Consider the following 20,556-nt stretch of genomic DNA (forward strand, 5'->3'; position numbering starts at 1 on the left):
GAAGTGTAGGGAGGGTTTGCGATGGATAGAAGCGCAGAACAAAAGCAGCGCTTTACGATATTGTGTTCGCAGCTGGATTTGCCGCAAGAATGGCATTCCAGCTATTTTCAAGACGGGGAAATCGAAAAGCTGGAAGTGTACAAGCAGACAAAAGAATGGGTATTCCATTTTGCCTTGGCTCAGTTGCTGCCAGTCACCGTCTATCAGGGATTTGTAGGCAAGCTTAAGCAAACCTATGCGCACTTGGCAAAAATCGATGTCCGGATGCGCTATCGGCAAAAAGCGGCAGTCGAGCAAGGCGTCGAGGAATATTGGGATCTCGTGTTAGCTGCGCTGGAACCGAAAATCAATTCCTTGGCGGGTACGATTCGTTCCTCCCGCAAGACAATCGTCGGGGATGAGATCAAGATTCATGTCCCGACGGAGATGACGGTAGAAATGGCAAAGCGTAAGAAAGTGGATGCGGAATTAACCGAAGCCTTCTATCAGTTTACTCAGCTCCGATTGCGCTTCCAGTTTTTGGCGGAAGAAAGTGACGAAGCCTATCAAGCTTTCGTAGAGCAAAGACAAGAAGAAGAACGCGCTTTGATCGAAGTCGTGATGAGCGCTCAATCTGAGAAAGACAGCAAGGATGCAGCAGCGCAAGCTATTACCACATTGGTGATTGGCTACGACATCAAGGAAGATCCGGTGCCGATCAAGGAAATTCAGGAAGAAGAGCGGCGCATTACCATTCATGGTACCGTATTTGGCGCCGAGCTTCGGGAATTGAAAAGCGGACGTCATCTGCTGACGTTCCACCTGACCGACTATACGGATTCCCTGACGATCAAGGTGTTCTCGCGCGATAAAGAAGACGTAAAGATGCTGGAAGCGATCAAAGACGGTATGTGGCTCAAAGTGCGCGGCAGCGTCCAGCACGACACGTTTATGCGTGAGCTGGTCATGAACGCAAATGATATCAATCAGATCGAGCAGCGCGGACGTAAGGATTATGCCGAAGAAAAGCGGGTTGAACTCCACTGCCATACACCGATGAGTGCGCTGGACGGCGTAGCCCCAATCAAATCGATCTTTTCCACAGCGGCCAAATGGGGGCATAAAGCTGTTGCCGTGACAGATCACGGCGTAGTGCAGGCGTTTCCGGAGGCATACAGCAACGCGAAAAAGAACGGGATCAAATGCATCCTGGGGCTGGAAGCGTACGTCGTGGAAGATGGCGTGAACATCGTCTACAATCTCAACGCAGACGGCAGTAACGATTTTGTGATTGATGAAAATACGCCTTACGTGGTATTCGACGTGGAAACGACCGGTTTAAATGCCGCAGAAAACACCATCATTGAGATTGCCGCAGTTAAGATGAAGGGCACTGAAATCATCGACAAGTGGACGGAGCTCATCGATCCGGGACATCCAATTGGCGCGAAAACAACCGAGATTACCGGCATTACGACCGAAATGGTCGCTGGGAAGCCTACGATTGACGTCGTGCTGCCGCAATTTAAGGAATTTGCCGGAGATGCGATTCTCGTTGCCCACAATGCGGAGTTCGACCAAGGGTTTATTAACGCTTGTGCACTGCGAATCGGGATGGAAACATGGAAAAATCCATTTTTAGATACATTGCCCTTAGCACGGATGCTTTATCCGGGGATGCGCAACTATCGTCTTGGCACGATTGCGAAAAAGCTGAATGTTGAATTGATCAATGCCCACCGCGCGCTTGACGATACGGTCGCGCTTGCCCAAGTGTTCCAGCACATGTTGAAAGAAGTGAAAGAAAAAGAGATCGGCAGTCTTGCCGCTCTGAATGAAGCCAGCAATGCTCAAGCAGATTACAAGAGTTCAAGACCGTTTCACGCAACCATTTTGGTGAAGAACAAGACTGGCTTGAAAAACTTGTACAAGCTGGTAAGCCGCTCGCACACCGAGACCTTCTATCGTTGGCCGCGAATCATGCGCAGCCAGCTCATCAAGCATCGGGAAGGGCTCTTGCTGGGGACGGCATGCAAGGAAGGGGAAGTATTCCAGTCGATTCTGCGCGGGAAAACAAAAGAGGAAATCAAGCAGGTCGCGAGTTTCTATGATTATATCGAGTTGCAACCCCCAGCGCACTATTCGCCGCTCTTGCGAGATGAAAGCATCGCTTCTCTGGATGTCATTCACGGGTATCATAAAATGCTTGTCGAGATTGGGAAAGAATTGAATATACCAGTGGCAGCCACTGGCGACGTGCACTTTGTGAATCCGCAGGACGCTATTTTCCGCGATGTATTTTTGCTTTCTCAAGGAGATCAAAATGCGGGTAATCAGCCGCCGTTGTATCTGATGACTACCGATGAGATGCTGGAGGCATTCTCTTTCTTGGGCGAGGATTTGGCGAAAGAAGTCGTAGTGACTGCGACCAATACGATCGCGGATATGATCGAGGATGTCAGCCCGATCCCAGACAAGCTGTACACCCCGATCATTGAAGGGGCCGATGATGAGCTGCGCAATATGTGCTACGAAAAGGCACGCAGGTTGTATGGGGATCCCCTGCCTGAGATCGTGGAAAAGCGTCTGGAGAAAGAGTTAAACAGTATCATTACCCACGGCTTCGGCGTGATTTATTTGATTTCGCAACGTCTCGTAACCAAATCGTTGACGGATGGCTATCTCGTAGGTTCTCGGGGGTCGGTAGGTTCTTCCTTTGTCGCGACGATGTCCGACATCACGGAGGTTAACCCGCTGCCGCCGCACTATTTGTGCCCGGGCTGCCAGCACAGCGAGTTCATTACGGATGGTTCGATCGGTTCCGGGTTTGACCTGCCCGATAAGGATTGCCCGCAATGCGGCACGAAATACAATAAAGACGGACAAGATATTCCATTCGAAACGTTCCTTGGCTTTAAAGGGGATAAGGTTCCCGATATCGACTTGAACTTCTCCGGGGACTATCAGCCGAGAGCGCATAAATATACCCAGGAATTGTTCGGGGAGGATTATGTGTACCGTGCAGGAACGATCGGTACCGTGGCGGAAAAGACAGCATACGGGTATGTGCGTAAATACGCGGATGAGCGCGGAATGACGCTCCGGGGAGCGGAGATTGCCCGGATGGTAAACGGATGCACCGGTGTCAAGCGGACGACAGGCCAGCACCCGGGGGGCATTATCGTTGTGCCGGATTACATGGAAATTGAAGACTTTTGTCCAATTCAATATCCGGCAGACGATAACGATTCAGAATGGCGCACGACCCATTTTGATTTCCATTCCATCCACGATAACTTGCTCAAACTCGATATTCTCGGGCACGACGATCCGACCGTCATTCGGATGCTGCAGGACTTGACGGGGTTGGATCCGAAAACCATACCGCTCGGGGAGCCGAAAACGATGTCCATTTTTAGTACCACGGAGGCGCTTGGCGTGACCCCTGAGCAGATTCGCACCAATATGGGGACGCTCGGAATCCCGGAATTCGGTACAAAGTTTGTGCGTCAGATGCTCGAGGATACCAAGCCGACTACATTTGCCGAGCTGGTGCAGATCTCCGGATTGTCACACGGGACGGACGTCTGGCTCAACAACGCGCAGGATTTGATCCGCAATGGTACGTGCGTGCTCTCTGAGGTTATCGGTTGCCGGGATGACATCATGGTCTATTTGATCTATAAAGGCTTGGAGCCTTCCCGCGCATTTAAAATCATGGAGTCCGTGCGGAAAGGGAAAGGCGTTCCGGAAGAAGACCAAGAAGAGATGCGCAAAAACAATGTGCCGGAATGGTATATTCAATCATGCCAGCGGATCAAATACATGTTCCCGAAAGCGCATGCTACGGCATACGTCATGATGGCCGTACGGATTGCGTACTTCAAAGTGCATTATCCGCTTGAGTTTTATGCCACCTATTTTTCGGTACGTGCAGACGATTTCGATATTCCGTTGATGGTGAAAGGCTCCTCTGCCATCCGTCAAAAAATCGAGGAGATCGAAGAAAAAGGCCATGATGCGCAGCCGAAAGAAAAAGCGCTGCACACGGTACTGGAAATGGCGCTGGAAATGGTTGAGCGCGGCTTCCGTTTTGCGAAAGTGGATCTGTATAAATCGGATGCATCGAAGTTTTTGATTGAAGGCAATACTTTGATTGCACCGTTCCGTTCCATTCCCGGCTTGGGTGCCAACGCTGCGCTCAGCATTGTGAAGGCCAGAGAGGAAGGACCGTTTCTTTCCAAGGAGGATTTGCTTTCCCGTTCGAAGATCTCGAAAACGATCTTGGAATATTTGGATGAACAGGGTGCATTGCAGGAATTGCCTGAATCCAACCAGCTCTCTTTGTTCTGATCACAGGGGAACTACAGTGGCAAAGGTTGTCAAGTAGGTATTGTTATGCTATAATTTTTTTGGAAATACTGGTTATACACGCTGCGGATGAGAGTGGGGAAACCCACTCTTTCTTTCTGGGTGAAAGGGGCATTCGATCGTTCGATGCGTCACATGCCAGCAGCAGGCAGCATGGACAGGCGGGTGAACTCGCCTTGCAGGAAGGAGGTACATAAACATGAGCAAAGTAACCCAAATCGTAGAAGAACTGCTGACCCCAATTTTGGCTGAAATGAATTTAGAGTTGGTTGATATTGAGTACAAAAAAGAAGGCAGCAATTGGTTCCTGCGAATTTTTATTGATAATGAAACAGGCACAATTGATATTGATGACTGCGGCTCTGTGAGCGAGCGTCTGAGCCAACGTTTGGATGAGCTTGATCCGATTCCCACCGCTTACTTCCTGGAGGTCTCCTCGCCTGGTGCGGAACGCCCGCTGAAAAAGGAAAGCGATTTTCGGAAAGCAGTTGGCAAGCACGTACATCTCACCACAAAGGAACCAATCGATGGTGATACCGTTTTCGAAGGGGAACTGCTTTCGTTTGAAAATGGCGTATTGACGGTGAAAGAAGCGAAGAAGACACATCAGATTGCGTTGGAGCAAATTGCAACCGCTCGGATGGCAATCGTCTTTTAGAAAAAAGCAAAATGCAGGGATTGTACGAAAGGAGGAGGCACCAGCAACATGAACGCCGATTTTATTGAGGCACTGGAAGCCATAGAAAAAGAGAAGGGTATTGCAAAAGACATACTGATCGAGGCGATCGAGGCGGCACTCATATCCGGATACAAGCGCAATTTCAACTCGGCCCAAAACGTGCGTGTGGATATTAACCGTTTTACCGGTCAAATTCGCGTGTTTGCACGGAAAACCGTAGTGGAAGAAGTGTTGGATACGCGCTTGGAGATTTCCTTGGAAGCAGCACAAGAGATCGATCCGAACTTCCGTCTGGACGACATCGTTGAAATCGAAGTCACTCCGCGTGATTTTGGACGTATCGCCGCTCAGACAGCGAAGCAAGTCGTGACCCAGCGCATCCGTGAAGCGGAACGCGGACTGATTTACAGCCAGTTCATTGAACGCGAAGACGATATTGTCACAGGTGTGATCCAGAGACAGGATGCGCGCTTTTATTACATCGATCTGGGCAAAGCAGAAGCGGTAATGCCATTGACGGAGAAAATGCCTACCGACGAGTTTAATCCGCAGGACCGGATCAAAGCATACATCATCAAAGTGGAAAAAACGACAAAAGGTCCGCAAATTATCGTGTCCCGTACGCATCCAGGATTGCTCAAGCGCCTGTTTGAGCTGGAGGTACCGGAAATTTATGACGGAACCGTTGAAATCAAATCGGTAGCCCGTGAAGCGGGAGACCGCTCAAAGATTGCCGTGCACTCCATCAATCCGGAGGTAGATCCGGTAGGGGCTTGCGTGGGACCAAAAGGCTTGCGTGTCCAAACGATCGTCAACGAGCTGAAAGGTGAAAAGATTGACATCGTACGCTGGTCTGAGGATCCGGCTGAGTATGTGGCCAATGCACTGAGCCCATCGAAAGTGCTGCATGTGGAAGTAAATGCGGCAGAAAAAGTGACCCGAGTCATCGTTCCTGACTACCAATTGTCGCTTGCAATCGGGAAACGCGGTCAAAACGCACGTCTTGCGGCAAAATTGACAGGCTGGAAGATTGATATCAAGAGCGAGAGTCAGGCAGAGCAGGAAGGAATTCAATATCCAAAACTGTCTGAAACCGAAGAAGCCATGGGTGTGGAGCAAGAATGAAAGTCAAAAAGATTCCGTTGCGAAAATGCATAGTCTGCCAGGGTATGTTCCCGAAAAAAGAATTGATTCGTGTGGTGCGAACGCCACAGGAAGAAATCCTCATTGATCTAACAGGCAGGGCAGCGGGAAGAGGAACCTATGTCTGTAGGCAAGAGACCTGCATGAAGCCGGATACCTTTGCATCTGGCAAATGGAAGAAAGTGCTGGAGCGTTCACTCAACATGACGATTAGTCAAGAGCAGTATGAAGCATTCCGCAACCGATGGCTGGAGACAATCGGCCAATGAATCGACAGCTAAAGCAAATGCTCGGGCTAGCCATGCGTGCGCGAAAAGTGGTGACAGGGGAAGAGCTTGTCGTCGGCGCGATTCGCAGCAACCAAGCGAAGCTCGTCCTACTTGCCACAGACGCATCGGCAAATACAACCAAGAAAATTTCCGATAAGTGTAGCCATTACGCCGTGCCGCTTTATGTGCCAGCAGACCGTTTGGAATTGGGGGCGGCGATTGGCAAGGAAGCACGGGTAACGGTTGCCATTACGGACGCCAAGCTGGCGGACAGCATCCAGCACCTTCTCACACCTAATTCATAAGGGGTGACATGATGAAAACTCGTGTTTACGAATATGCAAAGAAGCATAATATGAGCAGCAAGGAAATACTCAACCTGCTGAAGCGGTTGAATATAGAAGTAGCGAATCATATGAGCATCATGGACGAAGAGATGGTCAATAAAATCGAGGAACATATGGCGAAATTACGGGCCAATGCTCGTTTTGATAAAACGCCAGCGACACCCGCACAAGCTACGAACCAGGTTGAAAGCCAAGCGGCTGCGCCGGAAAAAAGAAGCGAGCAGGCAAAACCGCAACCCCATCAGGCTGCGGGTCAAGAGCCACGTAAACAAGAACGACCGAATGGACAGGGAGAACGTCCAAAAGGGAATCGACCGGACAATCAACATCGTCCACAGCAACAAAAAATACAGGGGAATCACCAGGAGAGAAAAACACACGATATGAGTCAATCGACTAAAAAAACTGATCAACAAGTTGAGACCGCGCAAAATGTCAATGTAGAGCCAGATGATGTGAAAGTAGACGACTTTGAGGAGAAAGTAAATATTCCGGCAAAGGTCGCACTGGAAAAACGAGAAAAAATCAAAAAAGCGCCTGTACCGAAAAAGACTTATGAAGATCCGAAGAAAACGAACACACCGTTTAAAAACAATAATAACCGCCGCAATGACAATCGCCGTGGCGGCCATCAATCTCAGCCGCAAGCACAGCGCCCTGTGATGGAACCACCTTCCAAAATCACGTTTACAGAATCGCTGACAGTGGCGGAGCTTGCGAAAAAATTGCGTAAGGAACCGGCGGAAATTATTAAAAAATTATTTGGCTTAGGGATCATGGCAACCATCAACCAAGATCTGGACAAAGACACCATTGAGTTGATCTGTGCCGAATACAACGTGGAAGTCGAAGAGAAGATTGTCATCGACGAAACCAATTTCGAAACAATCGAAGAAGTGGATAACCCTGCTGATCTGGTAGAACGTCCGCCAGTCGTAACCATTATGGGTCACGTTGACCACGGGAAAACCACTTTGCTCGATGCGATCCGCTCTACCAATGTGGTTGCGGGTGAGGCAGGCGGAATCACGCAGCACATCGGGGCGTACCAGGTCGAGATCAAAGGGAAGAAAATCACGTTCCTGGATACACCGGGCCACGCTGCTTTTACAACAATGCGTGCACGCGGGGCGCAAATCACGGACGTAACCATTCTCGTCGTGGCAGCTGACGACGGCGTGATGCCACAAACGATTGAAGCGATCAGCCATGCGAAAGCGGCGAAAGTGCCAATCATTGTGGCGGTTAACAAAATCGATAAGCCGGAAGCCAATATCGACCGCATCAAACAGGAATTGACCGAGTACGAACTGGTCGCGGAAGAATGGGGCGGCGAAACCATTTTCTGCCCGCTGTCTGCAAAACAGCGCACAGGTATCGAAGAGCTTCTCGAATACATCCTGCTCGTGTCTGAAGTGCAAGAGCTCAAAGCGAATCCAAATAAACGTGCCCGCGGTACCGTCGTTGAGGCCGAATTGGATAAAGGACGCGGACCGGTTGCAACCGTTCTTGTTCAGCACGGAACGCTGAAAATCGGTGACCCGATCGTAGTCGGTTCTGCCTATGGACGCATCCGCGCCATGGTGAACGACAAAGGCCGCCGGATCAAGGAAGCACCACCATCCACACCTGTCGAAATTACGGGTCTGAATGATGTGCCGCAAGCCGGGGACCAATTCATGGTGTTCGAGGATGAGAAAAAGGCAAGAGCAATCGGGGAAGCAAGAGCTGTGAAGCAGCGTGACTCCGAACGCCGGGCAAGCAGCCGCGTTTCCTTGGATGATCTGTTCCAGCACATCCAAGAAGGCGATATCAAAGAGCTCAACCTCATCATCAAAGCTGACGTGCAAGGGTCTGTGGAAGCGCTCCGCGGTTCCTTGGAGAAAATTGATGTCAATGGTACACGTGTGAAAATCATTCATACTGGTGCGGGTGCGATTACCGAGTCCGATGTAACCTTGGCGAATGCCTCCAATGCGATCATCATTGGTTTTAACGTTCGTCCTGAGCCGAATGCTCGCAGCATGGCAGAGCAAGAGAAGATCGACATTCGTCTCCACCGCGTGATTTACAACGTGATTGAAGAAATCGAAAGCGCCCTGAAAGGGATGCTCGATCCAGTATACAAAGAGTCCATTATCGGTACCGCTGAAATCCGTGAAGTGTTCAAAGTATCCAAAGTGGGGAACATTGCCGGTTGCTATGTAACAGAAGGCAAGCTTACCCGCGATGCTGGGGCACGTGTCATTCGTGATGGTGTGGTCATTTATGAGGGCAAGCTGGATACCTTGAAACGCTTCAAAGACGATGTCAAGGAAGTTGCAACTGGTTATGAATGCGGATTGACCTTGGAACGATTCAATGACATCAAACAAGGTGACCTGGTAGAAGCATTCGTGATGGTTGAAGTGAAGGCCTAATATGGTTGGCGTGGTGCATGTGGAATTGTATATGCCCTCCTGCCAAAGCCTGAAGGATAAACGATCTATCGTAAAAAGTGTGTTGAGTCAACTCCGCGGCAAGCTGAATGTGTCGGCCGCGGAAATGGCTTATTTGGACCAATGGCAGCGTTGCGAAATCGCGATCGCTGCCGTTGCCAATGAAGTCGCTTTTTTACAGAAAGAATTGGCTGCAGCGATTCGCCTGGTGGAAAACGCTCCCGGGGTCGAGTTGATTCGAGCAGATACGGAATACTACGATTAAGCCTTTTTCGGGGGTGAAAACATCATGTCGATGAACAAGACAAGAATGAGCCGCGTTGGCGAGGAAATTAAAAAAGAGCTAAGTGTACTGCTACAGCGTGAAATGAAGGATCCGCGGATCGGTTTTGTAACGGTTACCGGTGTGGAGGTAACCAGTGACTTGCAGCAAGCGAAGGTGTTTGTCAGCATTTTTGGAAATGATGAGCAACGCAATGCATCATTAGCAGGACTGCAAAAAGCAAAAGGCTTCTTGCGGTCGGAAATCGGGAAACGAGTAAAGCTCCGTCATGTGCCCGATCTCGTCTTCAAACTGGATGAGTCCATTGATTACGGGAATAAAATCAATACCCTGCTGCGGGAAATCTCCGTCGAAGGAGAAGCCAAACATGACTGATTACTTGTCCTCGTTAAAAGCGGCGGCCCAATTTATGCGGGATCATGAGCGTTTTTTGATTATTTCTCATGTGAATCCAGACGGGGATACCACATCTTCCGCCTTGGCTGCCGCGTTAATGCTGGAGCAAATAGGGAAAAGCTATTGCATTGTGAACGAAGGGGAAACGCCGGCTAAATTTGCGTTTCTCCCTCGTTTTGAACATATCCGCAATCTGGAAACGGATTTCATCGATGAGACGTTTTCGGCTGTCATCGCGGTGGATGCGGCAGATTCCAAGCGTATGGGGAATGTACAGCATTTGTTTGCACCGGACGCCAAAATCGTCAACATCGATCATCATCCGACGAATGACCACTTTGGTACGATTAATGCCATCCGCACCGATGCAGCGGCCACCGCGGAGATGATGTATGAGTTGATGCAAGCAGGTGGATTTACGGGCAATCTTGAATTGGCCAATTGCATGTATACAGGCTTGTTGACCGATACAGGGGGGTTCCGCTATTCGAATACCACTCCCAATGTGATGAATATCGCTGCGGCCTTATTGGGTTATGGTGTAAAGCCCAGCGAGATTGCAGAAAGATGTCTGGAGGAAATCACGCTGGGTCATGTCCAGGTGCTGCGCCGGGCACTGCAATCCTTGGAAATCAGCCATAACGATCTGGTAGCATCTTTGCGTGTTGGGTATGCGGATCTTCAGGAGACACAAGCCACATCGGAGGATGCCAGCGGGTTGGTGAATTACGCACGCAACATTGAGGGCGTTGAGGTAGGGATTTCCTTTGTTGAATCCCAACCAGGCGTGGTAAAAGTGAGCCTTAGGGCCAGAAGCTATGTGGATGTTTCCAAGATTGCGCAAAGCCTGGGCGGTGGCGGACATGCAAAAGCGTCCGGCTGCACGCTGACGGGATCTCTCGAGCAAGTTGAGGAAGCGGTATTCGCGAAGGTAAATGAAGTACTCGGGGTGAATCGGTAATGAGTCAAGCACACGGGGTACTCGTGTTACATAAGCAGGCAGGGATGACTTCGCACGATTGTGTGGCCCGTGTACGCCGGCTGTTTCAAACCAAAAAAGTGGGCCATTCCGGGACGCTTGATCCGGAGGTAAGCGGTGTGCTGCCGATTTGCGTGGGAAACGCGACGCGAATCGTGGAATATTTGCAGGAGCAGTCCAAAACCTACCGAGCAGTGATGCGCTTGGGCTACACGACGACTACAGAGGATGCCACAGGTGAAGTGCTGGAACAGGCTGAAGTAGACGCGTCTTCGATTACAGAGGAACGCGTTCTTGCTGTTTTCCAGAGCTTTCTGGGACCCATTGAGCAAGTCCCCCCGATGTATTCCGCAGTCAAAGTGAAGGGGAAACGGCTCTATGACCTGGCTAGGGAAGGGGTCGTGATCGAGCGTGCTGCCCGAACGGTTACGATCTACGATTTAACGTTGGATTCCATCAAGTTTGGAGAGTATGTGGAAGTTTCCTTTACCTGCCAATGCTCAAAAGGAACGTATATTCGTACACTTTGCGTTGATATGGGCAAAGCTCTAGGTTACCCAGCCCACATGGCTCATTTAATCCGTACTGCCAGCGGCTCCTTCACTCTGGATCAGGCAATTACGCTCGAACAGGTGGAAGAACTGCAAAAGAATGGTAAGGATCTTGGCGATTTGCTCATCTCGATCCCGGATGCACTTTCTTTTCTGCCGCAGGTCGAAATACCAGCAGAACGCAAGAAGGCCGTTCTCAACGGATTGGAAACCACGATTCATGACTCCCAATTGCCAGAAGGAAGCCTTGTGCGGATCTTTTCCGAAGGAGATTTTTTGGGGATTCATCGTGTCTGCCAATCGTCTAGAGGTACATATGCAAAACCTGAAAAAGTTTTTCAAGTTGAGGTGGGAACGTGAGAATCGTTGAACTTTCATATCCGTTGCCCGATACACGCGAGACGGCCCCTTGCGCACTGGCCATCGGCTTTTTTGACGGCGTGCACCTGGGGCATCGGCGTGTCATTCAAAAGGCCATCGATGTTGCCGCGGCCAATGGTCTTAAAAGCGCGGTCATGACGTTTCATCCTCATCCGCGTGAGGTGTTGGGACAATCGGGCTATACCAAATACTTGACACCCTTGGCAGACAAATTGGAGCAGCTGGAGAAGATGGGGGTAGACATCGTCTATGTGATGAAATTTGATATCGCGTTCTCGGCGATCTACCCGGAAGATTTCATTTCAGAGTGTGTCATCCCTCTTGAGGCAAAGCATATTGTCGTCGGGTTTGATTACACGTTTGGCTACAGAGGGATGGGGACTGCACAGACCTTGCAGGAATTGGCAGCCAATCGCTATACGGTAGATATTATCGGTCCGGTGAACCGTTTCGGGGAAAAAGTGAGCAGTACGATCATCCGTGAGTTCCTGCATCATGGCGATGTGGAGCAGGTGCGGCACTTGCTCGGAAGACCGTATAAAGTGAAAGGGACCGTTGTGCACGGGGATAAGCGGGGAAGGACGATTGGGTTTCCTACGGCCAACGTGGGCCTTTCCGCACCTTATTTGATCGGCAAAAATGGCGTGTACGGCGTGCGGCTCACCGTCGATGGGCAAACGTATAATGGCGTGATGAACATCGGCATCAAGCCGACATTTGAATTGGAGAAAAAGGAAAAGTCGCTTGAGGTTCACCTCTTTGATTTCTCCGGTGAGATTTACGGGAAAGAAGTACAAGTCGAGCTGTTGTTCAGTTTGCGGGATGAACAAAAGTTTTCAGGTGTGGATGCCCTGATTGCACAGATCGGGAAAGACGTCGAGGAAGCGAAGACGAAGTTTGCAACTGGACAATATTAAATCTTTGCTTTTGTCTTTTCACTATGCTATAATTCGATTTGTTCTACTTCAACCACAGCTTGGCTGTTCGATTCTCACCGACGACTGACTCGGCTGTTGGGGATCATTTGAAAGGGAGGTGAGTCATGATGGCATTGACACAAGAACGTAAAAACCAATTGATTCAAGAATACCGTACTCATGACAATGATACGGGTTCCGCTGAGGTACAGATTGCTCTTCTGACTGAGAACATTAACAGTCTGAACGATCACCTGCGCACTCACAAGAAAGACCACCACAGCCGTCGTGGTCTGTTGAAAATGGTAGGTCAACGTCGTAATCTTTTAAACTACTTGAAAGAAACCGACGTGACACGTTACCGCACACTCGTTGACCGTTTGGGTCTGCGTCGCTAATGTGTTTGGTGTTTCTGTAGGAAAAGCGGGAATTTCCCGCTTTTTCTTTTGCTTTACAACCTTTCCGCCATTTTATTTCAACCGAAGCAGGAAATAATACATATAGGTAGAAAAGAGTCTTGACATCCATTATTGACCAAAGGAGGACAGCAAGCCATATGGAGCAACAATTCCGTACCTTTGAATTTGATTTAGCCGGCCGGAAATTGACGCTTGAGTTTGGGAAAATGGCCAAACAAGCGCAGGGCTCGGTTTTGGTGCGTTACGGCGATTCTGCGGTACTATCTGCGGTGACGGTGTCGAAAGAACCCAAAGCACTGGATTTTTTCCCACTTACCGTTAACTATGAGGAACGTTTGTACGCTGTAGGTAAAATTCCTGGAGGATTCATCAAGCGTGAAGGACGTCCGAGCGAGAAAGCGATTCTGGCGAGCCGTTTGATCGACCGCCCGATTCGTCCCCTGTTTCCAGAAGGTTTTCGCAATGACGTGCAAGTGGTGAACACCGTTCTTTCCGTGGACCAGGATTGCTCCACTGAAATTGCAGCGATGATCGGTACCTCTGCTGCATTGTGCACTTCGGAAATTCCGTTCGACGGACCGATCGCAGGTGTGATCGTGGGCCGCGTTGATGGAAAGCTCGTCATTAACCCAACTGTTGCGGAGATGGAGCGCAGCGATATCCATCTGGTTGTAGCGGGCACGCATAAAGCAATCAACATGGTGGAAGCAGGCGCAAACGAAGTGCCGGAAGAAGTCATGCTCGAAGCGATTATGTATGGCCACAGCGTGATCCAGCAAATCGTTGAGTTCCAAAATAAAATCGTCGCTGAAATCGGCAAGCCGAAAATGGAAGTGATTCTTCATCAAGTTGACGAAGAGATCAATCAAGCCGTTCGCGCTTTTGCCGATGCGAAGCTGCGCGAAGCCGTCCGCATCGAGGAGAAGCAAGCTCGTGCTGATGCAATCGACGCTGTGAAAGCAGAAACACAGGCACATTTTGCTGAGATTTATCCGGAGCAGGAAGCCGTCATTGGTGAAGTGCTCTATAACATGGTAAAAGAAGAAGTGCGCCGTTTGATCACCCACGAAAAAGTGCGCCCGGATGGACGAGCTCTGAATGAGATTCGCCCGATCTCCACGGAAGTGTCTCTTTTGACTCGCACGCATGGCTCCGGCCTGTTTACGCGTGGACAAACGCAGGCGCTTAGCGTATGTACGCTTGGACCGCTCGGTGATGTGCAAATCCTCGATGGATTGGGTCTGGAAGAATCCAAGCGCTTTATGCATCACTACAATTTCCCGCCGTACAGTGTGGGCGAAGCTCGTCCGCTGCGCCCTCCAGGAAGACGTGAAATTGGGCACGGAGCCTTGGGTGAGCGCGCGATTGAACCGATCATTCCGTCCGAAACGGAATTCCCTTATACGATTCGTCTCGTTTCCGAGGTCATTGAATCGAACGGATCTACCTCCCAAGCGTCCATTTGCGCTAGCGTTCTGGCTCTGATGGATGCCGGTGTGCCGATCAAAGCGCCAGTCGCAGGGATTGCCATGGGTCTGATCATGAGTGAGGATGAGCAAAACTTCTCCATTTTGACAGACATTCAGGGCATGGAAGACCACCTCGGCGATATGGACTTTAAAGTGGCAGGTACCGCGAAAGGCGTAACCGCCCTGCAAATGGATATTAAAATCGCGGGAATTAACCGGGAGATCCTGGAGCAAGCGTTGACCCAGGCCAAGGAAGGTCGTATGTTCATTTTGGAGCGTATGCTTGAAGCGATTGCTGAACCTCGCAAAGAGCTGTCTCCTTATGCACCGAAGATCATGACCATGACGATCAATCCGGAGAAGATCCGTGATGTCATCGGGCCACAAGGTCGTATCATCAATAAAATCATTGAAGAAACAGGCGTTAAAATCGATATTGAACAAGATGGTCGCGTCTTTATCGCTTCCGTGAACCATGAAGCGAATCTGCGTGCGAAACAAATCATCGAAGATTTGGTGCGCGAAGTGGCGGTCGGTCAGACATACCTGGGTACGGTGAAGCGCATTGAGAAGTATGGTGCCTTCATTGAACTGTTCGCCGGCAAAGAAGGACTTTGCCATATCTCGCAGCTGGCGGAAGAGCGCGTAGCGAAGACCGAGGATGTTGTATCGATTGGCGACAAGATCATGGTAAAAGTAACGGAAATTGATGATCAAGGCCGCGTGAACCTTTCCCGCAAGGCTGTATTGAAAGAACAGCAAGCTGCGGCGCAGACTCCGCAAGCATAGCTTAGACAACGTCGTAGAAAAGCTTCGTATCTCTCGAGATCGAAAGCTTTTTTTCTTTTTCCTCCAAAGCATAAAACAAACAACTTGTACTTCTAGCATCCCGTTTCCCTACATACATTGGACAAAGAGGAAGGTATCGTTGAGTACGTGAGGGGAATGGGATGAGGATGAAAAAGAACCTCGGAAAGCTGGCTGTGATAAGTGCTTGCTGGGGGGCACTTTTATTTGCCGTAGTGAATTCACAGCCCATCGATCTATATATTAGCAAGGTAAAAGAACGGATGTTTGCAGAGAAGTCTCAGCCTGTTCATCGGAATGAGGATGCTTGGCGTCTGCAAATTGAAGAATGGAAGAGAGAAAAGGATGAGCAGCCAATCAACGCTCGGATTGACAGAGTATGGAAATCCATCGTGCCTGGCTATAATGGTCTGGAAGTCGATGTGGAAGCTTCGTTGCAGGCGATGAGGGATGCGGAGCAAATCACTCCACAGAAGCTGGTCTACAAGGAAGTGCCACCGGAAATTTCGAAGGAAAAATTGGGCATCTATCCGATATATCGGGGAAATGAACAAAAACCCGCTATCTCATTTATGGTAAACGTGGCATGGGGGAATGAACATCTTGATCGCATTTTGAATACGCTGGACCACTACCATATTAAAACCACCTTTTTTCTTGATGGATCCTGGGTCAAAAAATATCCGGACTTGGCGAAAAAAATCGCAGATCGTGGTCACGAAATAGGGAACCACGCGTATTCCCATCCGGATATGAGCAAACTTTCACCAGAGCGCATTCGCCAGGAGATTGGCAAGACCCAAGCCGTCATCAAAGAGGCAACCGGGATCACGCCGCATCTCTTTGCACCGCCGTCAGGAGCGTTTCAGGACAGCGTCGTCAAAATCGCCAAGCAAGAATTTCACATGCAAACCATTCTCTGGTCTGCGGATACAGTCGATTGGCAAAAACCTTCCCTGGAACAGATGTTGTCAAGAGTCGGGGGGAAGCTGGGAAATGGCGTTCTCGTGCTGATGCACCCTACGCAAGTATCGGCACAAGGCTTGGAGTCCCTGATCAAAAAGGCTCAGCAAAAAGGATTGACTCCAACCACCGTGTCGGAAGTGATCGCCGAAACCAGATTGCGTACACCTTGAAGTCTTCCTCATGTTGTGGGAAAAAAGGAATTTTGTTATAGTTGACATGTTCGGCCGTTGTCGAAAAAGAGAGCAGATTAAATGATGCGAGCGTTTTGTGCGAACATTCCAAAGGAGGATGTATGTGATTCAACGATATAGTTGTGAAAACGGTCTGCGTATCGTGACGGAAAAAATTCCTTCGGTGCGTTCTGTTGCCCTGGGCATTTGGGTGGGGACCGGTTCAAAATATGAAATAGAAGCGAATAACGGGATCTCACACTTCCTTGAACATATGTTTTTCAAAGGAACAAAAAGCCGGTCGGCGAAGGAAATCGCGGAAACATTTGATGAAATCGGCGGCAATGTAAACGCTTTTACTTCAAAAGAGTATACCTGCTACTATGCGCGTGTGCTTGACCAGCACGCGCCAATTGCACTTGACGTGTTGGCGGATATGTTCTTTGAATCCGTTTTTGATGCAGAGGAAATTGAAAAAGAAAAGAATGTTGTCATCGAAGAAATCAGCATGTATGAGGACACACCGGATGATCTCGTGCATGATCTGATTTCCCGTGCTTCCTTTGCAGATCATCCGCTTGGCTATTCCATTTTGGGGACGGAGGAAGTGCTGCGCAGCCTCACCCGCAGCGACTTGATCAATTATATCGAGAAACGCTATTTGCCGGAGAATACCGTGATCACCGTAGCGGGGAATTTTGATGACTCCCTCATAGAAGCCATTAAAGTGCGCTTCTCAGCCTTTTCAAGAGGGGCTCATCCGGTCGAGATCGTAAAACCTGACTTTATCGCGAATGCGATTGCGCAGCATAAATCTACCGAGCAAGCGCATTTTTGCCTGTCATTGCCTGGCTATCAGGTTGGACATGAGGAAATTTATTCCCTGATTCTGCTGAATAACATTTTGGGCGGCAGCATGAGTTCGCGACTGTTTCAGGAGATCCGTGAAGAGAGAGGCCTGGCATATTCCGTTTACTCTTATCATTCTGCTTATAAAGAAACGGGTACCTATACCATTTATACTGGAACCGCTCCGGAACATGTAGGGCAAGTTTTTGACATTGTGACGAATATCCTTCTTGATGTAGCGGAAAAAGGAATTACCCCGAAAGAATTGAATAAGGGCAAAGAGCAGTTAAAAGGCAGTCTCATGCTGAGCCTGGAAAGTACCAATAGCCGAATGAGCCGCCTTGGAAAAAATGAATTACTGCTTGGCCGCCATTTTAGCCTCGATGAAATCATCGCCAAGATCGATCGCGTTGATCATGACTCCGTTTTGAAGGTAGCGAGAGAGCTGTTCCACTCCAAGCTGGCGATGGCGATGGTGAGCCCGCTGGATGGTTTCCCGCAAAATGTATCCAGTGATATTTTGGTGAAAGCATAAGCAGAAAATCGATGCAAAAAAAGAGGGGTATCCCTCTTTTTTTGTTTTTATTTAATTTTGTTTAACATTCGTATAAGCAGGGTATAGAAACGGGTAACGGTAGAAAATCAGACAGAAAAGGGGAAAGAGTGTGAAGATCAAAACAATTCGTGTCAAATTGATTCTATTTGTAACCATCCTTTTAGTTGCCTCCTTTTCCCTGACCTCGTTTGTCTTTTTTCAACAGATGGGACAGGTCATAAAGGATGACATTGAAACCAGCACGGCAAATGAGCTTGATAGCACCTCTACTTATATTGCGACGTATTTGGATTCATTTGCGCGAGGAGTGGAAATGTGGTCCATTCATTCTGACGCGTACCTGATTGAAAAAGAGAAAGAGAAATGGTCGTATCTTAGCCAATCGTTCAGGAATTACAGAAAGGTGAATCCAGCCACTGAAGTGATGTATATTGGCACGGCTTCAGGAGCGATGTATCTGGAGCCGAAAACGGAGCTTCCGGCTGACTACGATCCTCGAAAGCGGGATTGGTACAAAAAAGCGGTCGATAATCCAGGAAAGATTATCTGGTCGGATCCTTACACAAGTGCAGATCAAAACAAGTTCGTAATTACAGTGGCGACTACGGTAATGGATCCTACGAGTAACAGCTTGGTAGGGGTGATTGCTGCAGATATTACTTTAGGCAAAATCTCAGATGAACTGAGCAAAAGAAAAATCGATTATGGGGGCAATATCCTGTTGCTTGATCCAAACGGAGTGGCCATGGTTCATCCGACTATGCAGCAAAAAAATGTGAAGGAAGAGCTTCCTTACATGAAGCAGATTTATGACAGTCCGGATAAACAGGGCTCAATCGATTTCGTCGAGGATGGACTCGACAAGGTTCTCATTTATAAAAAAATTGACGGTTTCAACTGGGTCATTGGTTATACGTTTACGAAAGATACGCTCTTCCAAAAAATTAACGACATGCGCAATATGATTGGCATTGTGTTTGTACTCACGATCGGAGTAGCCTTATTGCTCACCTATTTTGGTGCGAATCGGATCAGCAAACCCATCGTGACGTTAGCCACCCTGATGGAACGGGTATCCAAGGGAGATTTGACGGTTCAGGCAGAGGCGAATGGACACGATGAAATTGCCCGGCTTTCTCTGTACTTCAACCAGATGATGGGGGAAATGAGAAGTCTGATTGAGCGGATCGTACTGGCAGCTTCCGATGTATCTTCTTATTCTGCACAGCTTACCCGATCGGCCCAGCAGACTACGAATGTATCTGAAGAGGTTGCGCGCACGATCGAACAGGTTGCTGAAGGAACGGTTTCCCAAGCGGTGCAAGCGGAAAAAGGAAATGAAATGATGAACGAGCTGGCTGACACGATAGTGAATCTGGTCGCTGCCAGCGATCAGATGGCCGAGATGGGACATACTGCTGCAAAAGCGAATCAGCAAGGACTGACCCAAGTGAGCCATTTGCAGCAGCGGGCGAATGAAAATAAAGAAGTCATGGAAACAATCGAATCGGTGATCCATTCGCTTAATGAACGGGCCAAAGAAATCGATGTGATTATCAATGTGATTACGGATATTTCCAACCAGACAAGCTTACTGTCGCTAAATGCCGCGATCGAAGCAGCAAGAGCTGGGGAACATGGAAAAGGATTTGCGGTAGTGGCAAGTGAAGTGCAAAAGCTCGCCCAGCAAACGAGTTTGGCAGCGGACGATATTCGCAAGCGAATCGAAACGATCCAGGCTGAGGCAGGACGTGCGGCCAATGAAATGTCTACAAAAGGACGTACAGTTACCCAACAGCAGTACGAGTCGGTCGCAGATGCCGAGAAAGCATTCCGGGAAATCGCAGCATCGATCGATCACATCGTATCGCAGATGCACACAATTTCGACAGAAACAATCGAGATGACCCGCTCAAAAGATGCGGCGGTACTGGCTATCCAAGAAATATCTGCGGTGTCTGAGCAAGCCGCTGCTGCAGCCGAAGAAGTGACGGCTTCCACCCAGGAGCAAATCGCCGCCTTAAAAGGAGTGCAGGAGGCTGCAGAACAGCTTACCGTACTTTCAGATAAGCTGTATACGGCAACCACTCAATTTCGTTTGCATGAGTAACACCACGTTACGTACGGCAAAAATCCGGCATAGGCCGGATTTTTTTGCGTATAAGATAGCAAACCGGACATGATGTTTTGCAGAAGGGGGATGGCAATATGCGATTAAGCGAATTTAGCGGAAAAGAAATTATTGGATTAGATACAGGCGAAAAAATGGGGGTGATCGGTCACTCCGATTTGGAAATCAATACATCTACTGGGGAGATTACCGCCATTATCTTACCAGGTACCACCTTTTTCGGCTTCGGAAAACGAAAAGATGATGTCGTGATTCCATGGAACGCCATCGTCAAAATTGGGCCGGATATGATCATTGTAGGCACCAGCAAGGATGGACAATACGTCTCAGGGAAATAGGAGAACACTGTCACCTGACCATTCGGTTGCGAATAAGATGGGGTAGATCGCAACGTTTTTTCCCTCTCTTTTATTTCCGAGCCGTTCAATAGGAAAAAACCTTTTGCGTTTCACTACT

17 protein-coding genes are annotated in these 20,556 nt (G+C 49.0%); all 17 read left to right on the top strand.

Annotated features, from left to right (window positions below):
- Positions 1 to 21: 21 nt before the first annotated feature.
- The 17 genes from EIZ37_RS18370 (at position 22) to EIZ37_RS18450 (ending at position 20,438) form a co-directional block, all read left to right on the top strand.
- Positions 22 to 4,332, top strand: coding sequence for a PolC-type DNA polymerase III (locus EIZ37_RS18370; protein WP_134686237.1), 4,311 nt, complete (start codon positions 22 to 24; stop codon positions 4,330 to 4,332).
- A 217-nt stretch (positions 4,333 to 4,549) separates the two neighbouring features.
- The gene (gene rimP / locus EIZ37_RS18375) at positions 4,550 to 5,008 is read left to right on the top strand and encodes a ribosome maturation factor RimP (RefSeq protein ID WP_134686238.1); all 459 of its coding nucleotides are present in this window, start codon (positions 4,550 to 4,552) and stop codon (positions 5,006 to 5,008) included.
- 48 nt (positions 5,009 to 5,056) lie between these two features.
- Positions 5,057 to 6,154 (top strand): transcription termination factor NusA, encoded by a 1,098-nt coding sequence (gene nusA / locus EIZ37_RS18380; RefSeq protein ID WP_134686239.1) that lies wholly within the window; start codon positions 5,057 to 5,059, stop codon positions 6,152 to 6,154.
- Positions 6,151 to 6,441 (top strand): RNase P modulator RnpM, encoded by a 291-nt coding sequence (rnpM, locus tag EIZ37_RS18385; RefSeq protein WP_134686240.1) that lies wholly within the window; start codon positions 6,151 to 6,153, stop codon positions 6,439 to 6,441. The genes nusA and rnpM overlap by 4 nt, the downstream gene beginning before the upstream one ends.
- Positions 6,438 to 6,746, top strand: a complete 309-nt coding sequence (locus EIZ37_RS18390) for a YlxQ family RNA-binding protein (protein WP_134686241.1) — start codon at positions 6,438 to 6,440, stop codon at positions 6,744 to 6,746. The genes rnpM and EIZ37_RS18390 overlap by 4 nt, the downstream gene beginning before the upstream one ends.
- An 11-nt stretch (positions 6,747 to 6,757) precedes the next feature.
- Positions 6,758 to 9,208 carry a translation initiation factor IF-2 gene (gene infB / locus EIZ37_RS18395; protein ID WP_134686242.1) on the top strand — a complete coding sequence of 817 codons (2,451 nt, stop codon included), beginning with the start codon at positions 6,758 to 6,760 and terminating at the stop codon, positions 9,206 to 9,208.
- Between the two features lies 1 nt (position 9,209).
- Complete coding sequence (locus EIZ37_RS18400) at positions 9,210 to 9,491, top strand: DUF503 domain-containing protein (RefSeq protein WP_134686243.1); 282 nt, start codon at positions 9,210 to 9,212, stop codon at positions 9,489 to 9,491.
- 30 nt (positions 9,492 to 9,521) lie between these two features.
- The gene (gene rbfA, locus EIZ37_RS18405) at positions 9,522 to 9,884 is read left to right on the top strand and encodes a 30S ribosome-binding factor RbfA (protein WP_134686282.1); all 363 of its coding nucleotides are present in this window, start codon (positions 9,522 to 9,524) and stop codon (positions 9,882 to 9,884) included.
- Complete coding sequence (locus EIZ37_RS18410; RefSeq protein ID WP_134686244.1) at positions 9,877 to 10,866, top strand: DHH family phosphoesterase; 990 nt, start codon at positions 9,877 to 9,879, stop codon at positions 10,864 to 10,866. Before rbfA ends, EIZ37_RS18410 begins: the two co-directional genes overlap by 8 nt.
- Positions 10,866 to 11,795, top strand: a complete 930-nt coding sequence (gene truB / locus EIZ37_RS18415) for a tRNA pseudouridine(55) synthase TruB (RefSeq protein WP_134686245.1) — start codon at positions 10,866 to 10,868, stop codon at positions 11,793 to 11,795. Before EIZ37_RS18410 ends, truB begins: the two co-directional genes overlap by 1 nt.
- Positions 11,792 to 12,733, top strand: a complete 942-nt coding sequence (locus tag EIZ37_RS18420; RefSeq protein WP_134686246.1) for a bifunctional riboflavin kinase/FAD synthetase — start codon at positions 11,792 to 11,794, stop codon at positions 12,731 to 12,733. The genes truB and EIZ37_RS18420 overlap by 4 nt, the downstream gene beginning before the upstream one ends.
- A gap of 128 nt (positions 12,734 to 12,861) precedes the next feature.
- Positions 12,862 to 13,131 (top strand): 30S ribosomal protein S15, encoded by a 270-nt coding sequence (gene rpsO, locus EIZ37_RS18425; protein WP_134686283.1) that lies wholly within the window; start codon positions 12,862 to 12,864, stop codon positions 13,129 to 13,131.
- Positions 13,132 to 13,289: 158 nt separating this feature from the next.
- Positions 13,290 to 15,410: a polyribonucleotide nucleotidyltransferase gene (locus EIZ37_RS18430; protein WP_134686247.1), complete on the top strand. Its 2,121-nt coding sequence runs from the start codon at positions 13,290 to 13,292 to the stop codon at positions 15,408 to 15,410.
- A 167-nt stretch (positions 15,411 to 15,577) separates the two neighbouring features.
- Positions 15,578 to 16,564, top strand: a complete 987-nt coding sequence (locus EIZ37_RS18435; protein ID WP_134686248.1) for a polysaccharide deacetylase family protein — start codon at positions 15,578 to 15,580, stop codon at positions 16,562 to 16,564.
- A 124-nt stretch (positions 16,565 to 16,688) separates the two neighbouring features.
- Positions 16,689 to 17,948, top strand: a complete 1,260-nt coding sequence (locus EIZ37_RS18440; protein ID WP_134686249.1) for a M16 family metallopeptidase — start codon at positions 16,689 to 16,691, stop codon at positions 17,946 to 17,948.
- Between the two features lie 130 nt (positions 17,949 to 18,078).
- Positions 18,079 to 20,079, top strand: a complete 2,001-nt coding sequence (locus tag EIZ37_RS18445) for a methyl-accepting chemotaxis protein (RefSeq protein WP_134686250.1) — start codon at positions 18,079 to 18,081, stop codon at positions 20,077 to 20,079.
- Between the two features lie 98 nt (positions 20,080 to 20,177).
- Positions 20,178 to 20,438, top strand: a complete 261-nt coding sequence (locus EIZ37_RS18450; RefSeq protein ID WP_134686251.1) for a YlmC/YmxH family sporulation protein — start codon at positions 20,178 to 20,180, stop codon at positions 20,436 to 20,438.
- Positions 20,439 to 20,556: the final 118 nt, after the last annotated feature.

Origin of the sequence: Brevibacillus migulae (genome assembly GCF_004521915.1) — a bacterium.
GTDB lineage: Bacteria > Bacillota > Bacilli > Brevibacillales > Brevibacillaceae > Brevibacillus_F > Brevibacillus_F migulae.

What these genes read in the sequence shown, in the direction of transcription:
- EIZ37_RS18430 (WP_134686247.1), top strand. Translation starts at nt 13,290, where the DNA reads ATGGAGCAACAATTCCGTACCTTTGAATTTGATTTAGCCGGCCGGAAA.
- rnpM (WP_134686240.1), top strand. Translation starts at nt 6,151, where the DNA reads ATGAAAGTCAAAAAGATTCCGTTGCGAAAATGCATAGTCTGCCAGGGT.
- rbfA (WP_134686282.1), top strand. Translation starts at nt 9,522, where the DNA reads ATGAACAAGACAAGAATGAGCCGCGTTGGCGAGGAAATTAAAAAAGAG.
- EIZ37_RS18435 (WP_134686248.1), top strand. Translation starts at nt 15,578, where the DNA reads ATGAAAAAGAACCTCGGAAAGCTGGCTGTGATAAGTGCTTGCTGGGGG.
- EIZ37_RS18370 (WP_134686237.1), top strand. Translation starts at nt 22, where the DNA reads ATGGATAGAAGCGCAGAACAAAAGCAGCGCTTTACGATATTGTGTTCG.
- EIZ37_RS18400 (WP_134686243.1), top strand. Translation starts at nt 9,210, where the DNA reads ATGGTTGGCGTGGTGCATGTGGAATTGTATATGCCCTCCTGCCAAAGC.
- EIZ37_RS18390 (WP_134686241.1), top strand. Translation starts at nt 6,438, where the DNA reads ATGAATCGACAGCTAAAGCAAATGCTCGGGCTAGCCATGCGTGCGCGA.
- rimP (WP_134686238.1), top strand. Translation starts at nt 4,550, where the DNA reads ATGAGCAAAGTAACCCAAATCGTAGAAGAACTGCTGACCCCAATTTTG.
- EIZ37_RS18410 (WP_134686244.1), top strand. Translation starts at nt 9,877, where the DNA reads ATGACTGATTACTTGTCCTCGTTAAAAGCGGCGGCCCAATTTATGCGG.
- EIZ37_RS18450 (WP_134686251.1), top strand. Translation starts at nt 20,178, where the DNA reads ATGCGATTAAGCGAATTTAGCGGAAAAGAAATTATTGGATTAGATACA.
- rpsO (WP_134686283.1), top strand. Translation starts at nt 12,862, where the DNA reads ATGGCATTGACACAAGAACGTAAAAACCAATTGATTCAAGAATACCGT.
- truB (WP_134686245.1), top strand. Translation starts at nt 10,866, where the DNA reads ATGAGTCAAGCACACGGGGTACTCGTGTTACATAAGCAGGCAGGGATG.
- nusA (WP_134686239.1), top strand. Translation starts at nt 5,057, where the DNA reads ATGAACGCCGATTTTATTGAGGCACTGGAAGCCATAGAAAAAGAGAAG.
- infB (WP_134686242.1), top strand. Translation starts at nt 6,758, where the DNA reads ATGAAAACTCGTGTTTACGAATATGCAAAGAAGCATAATATGAGCAGC.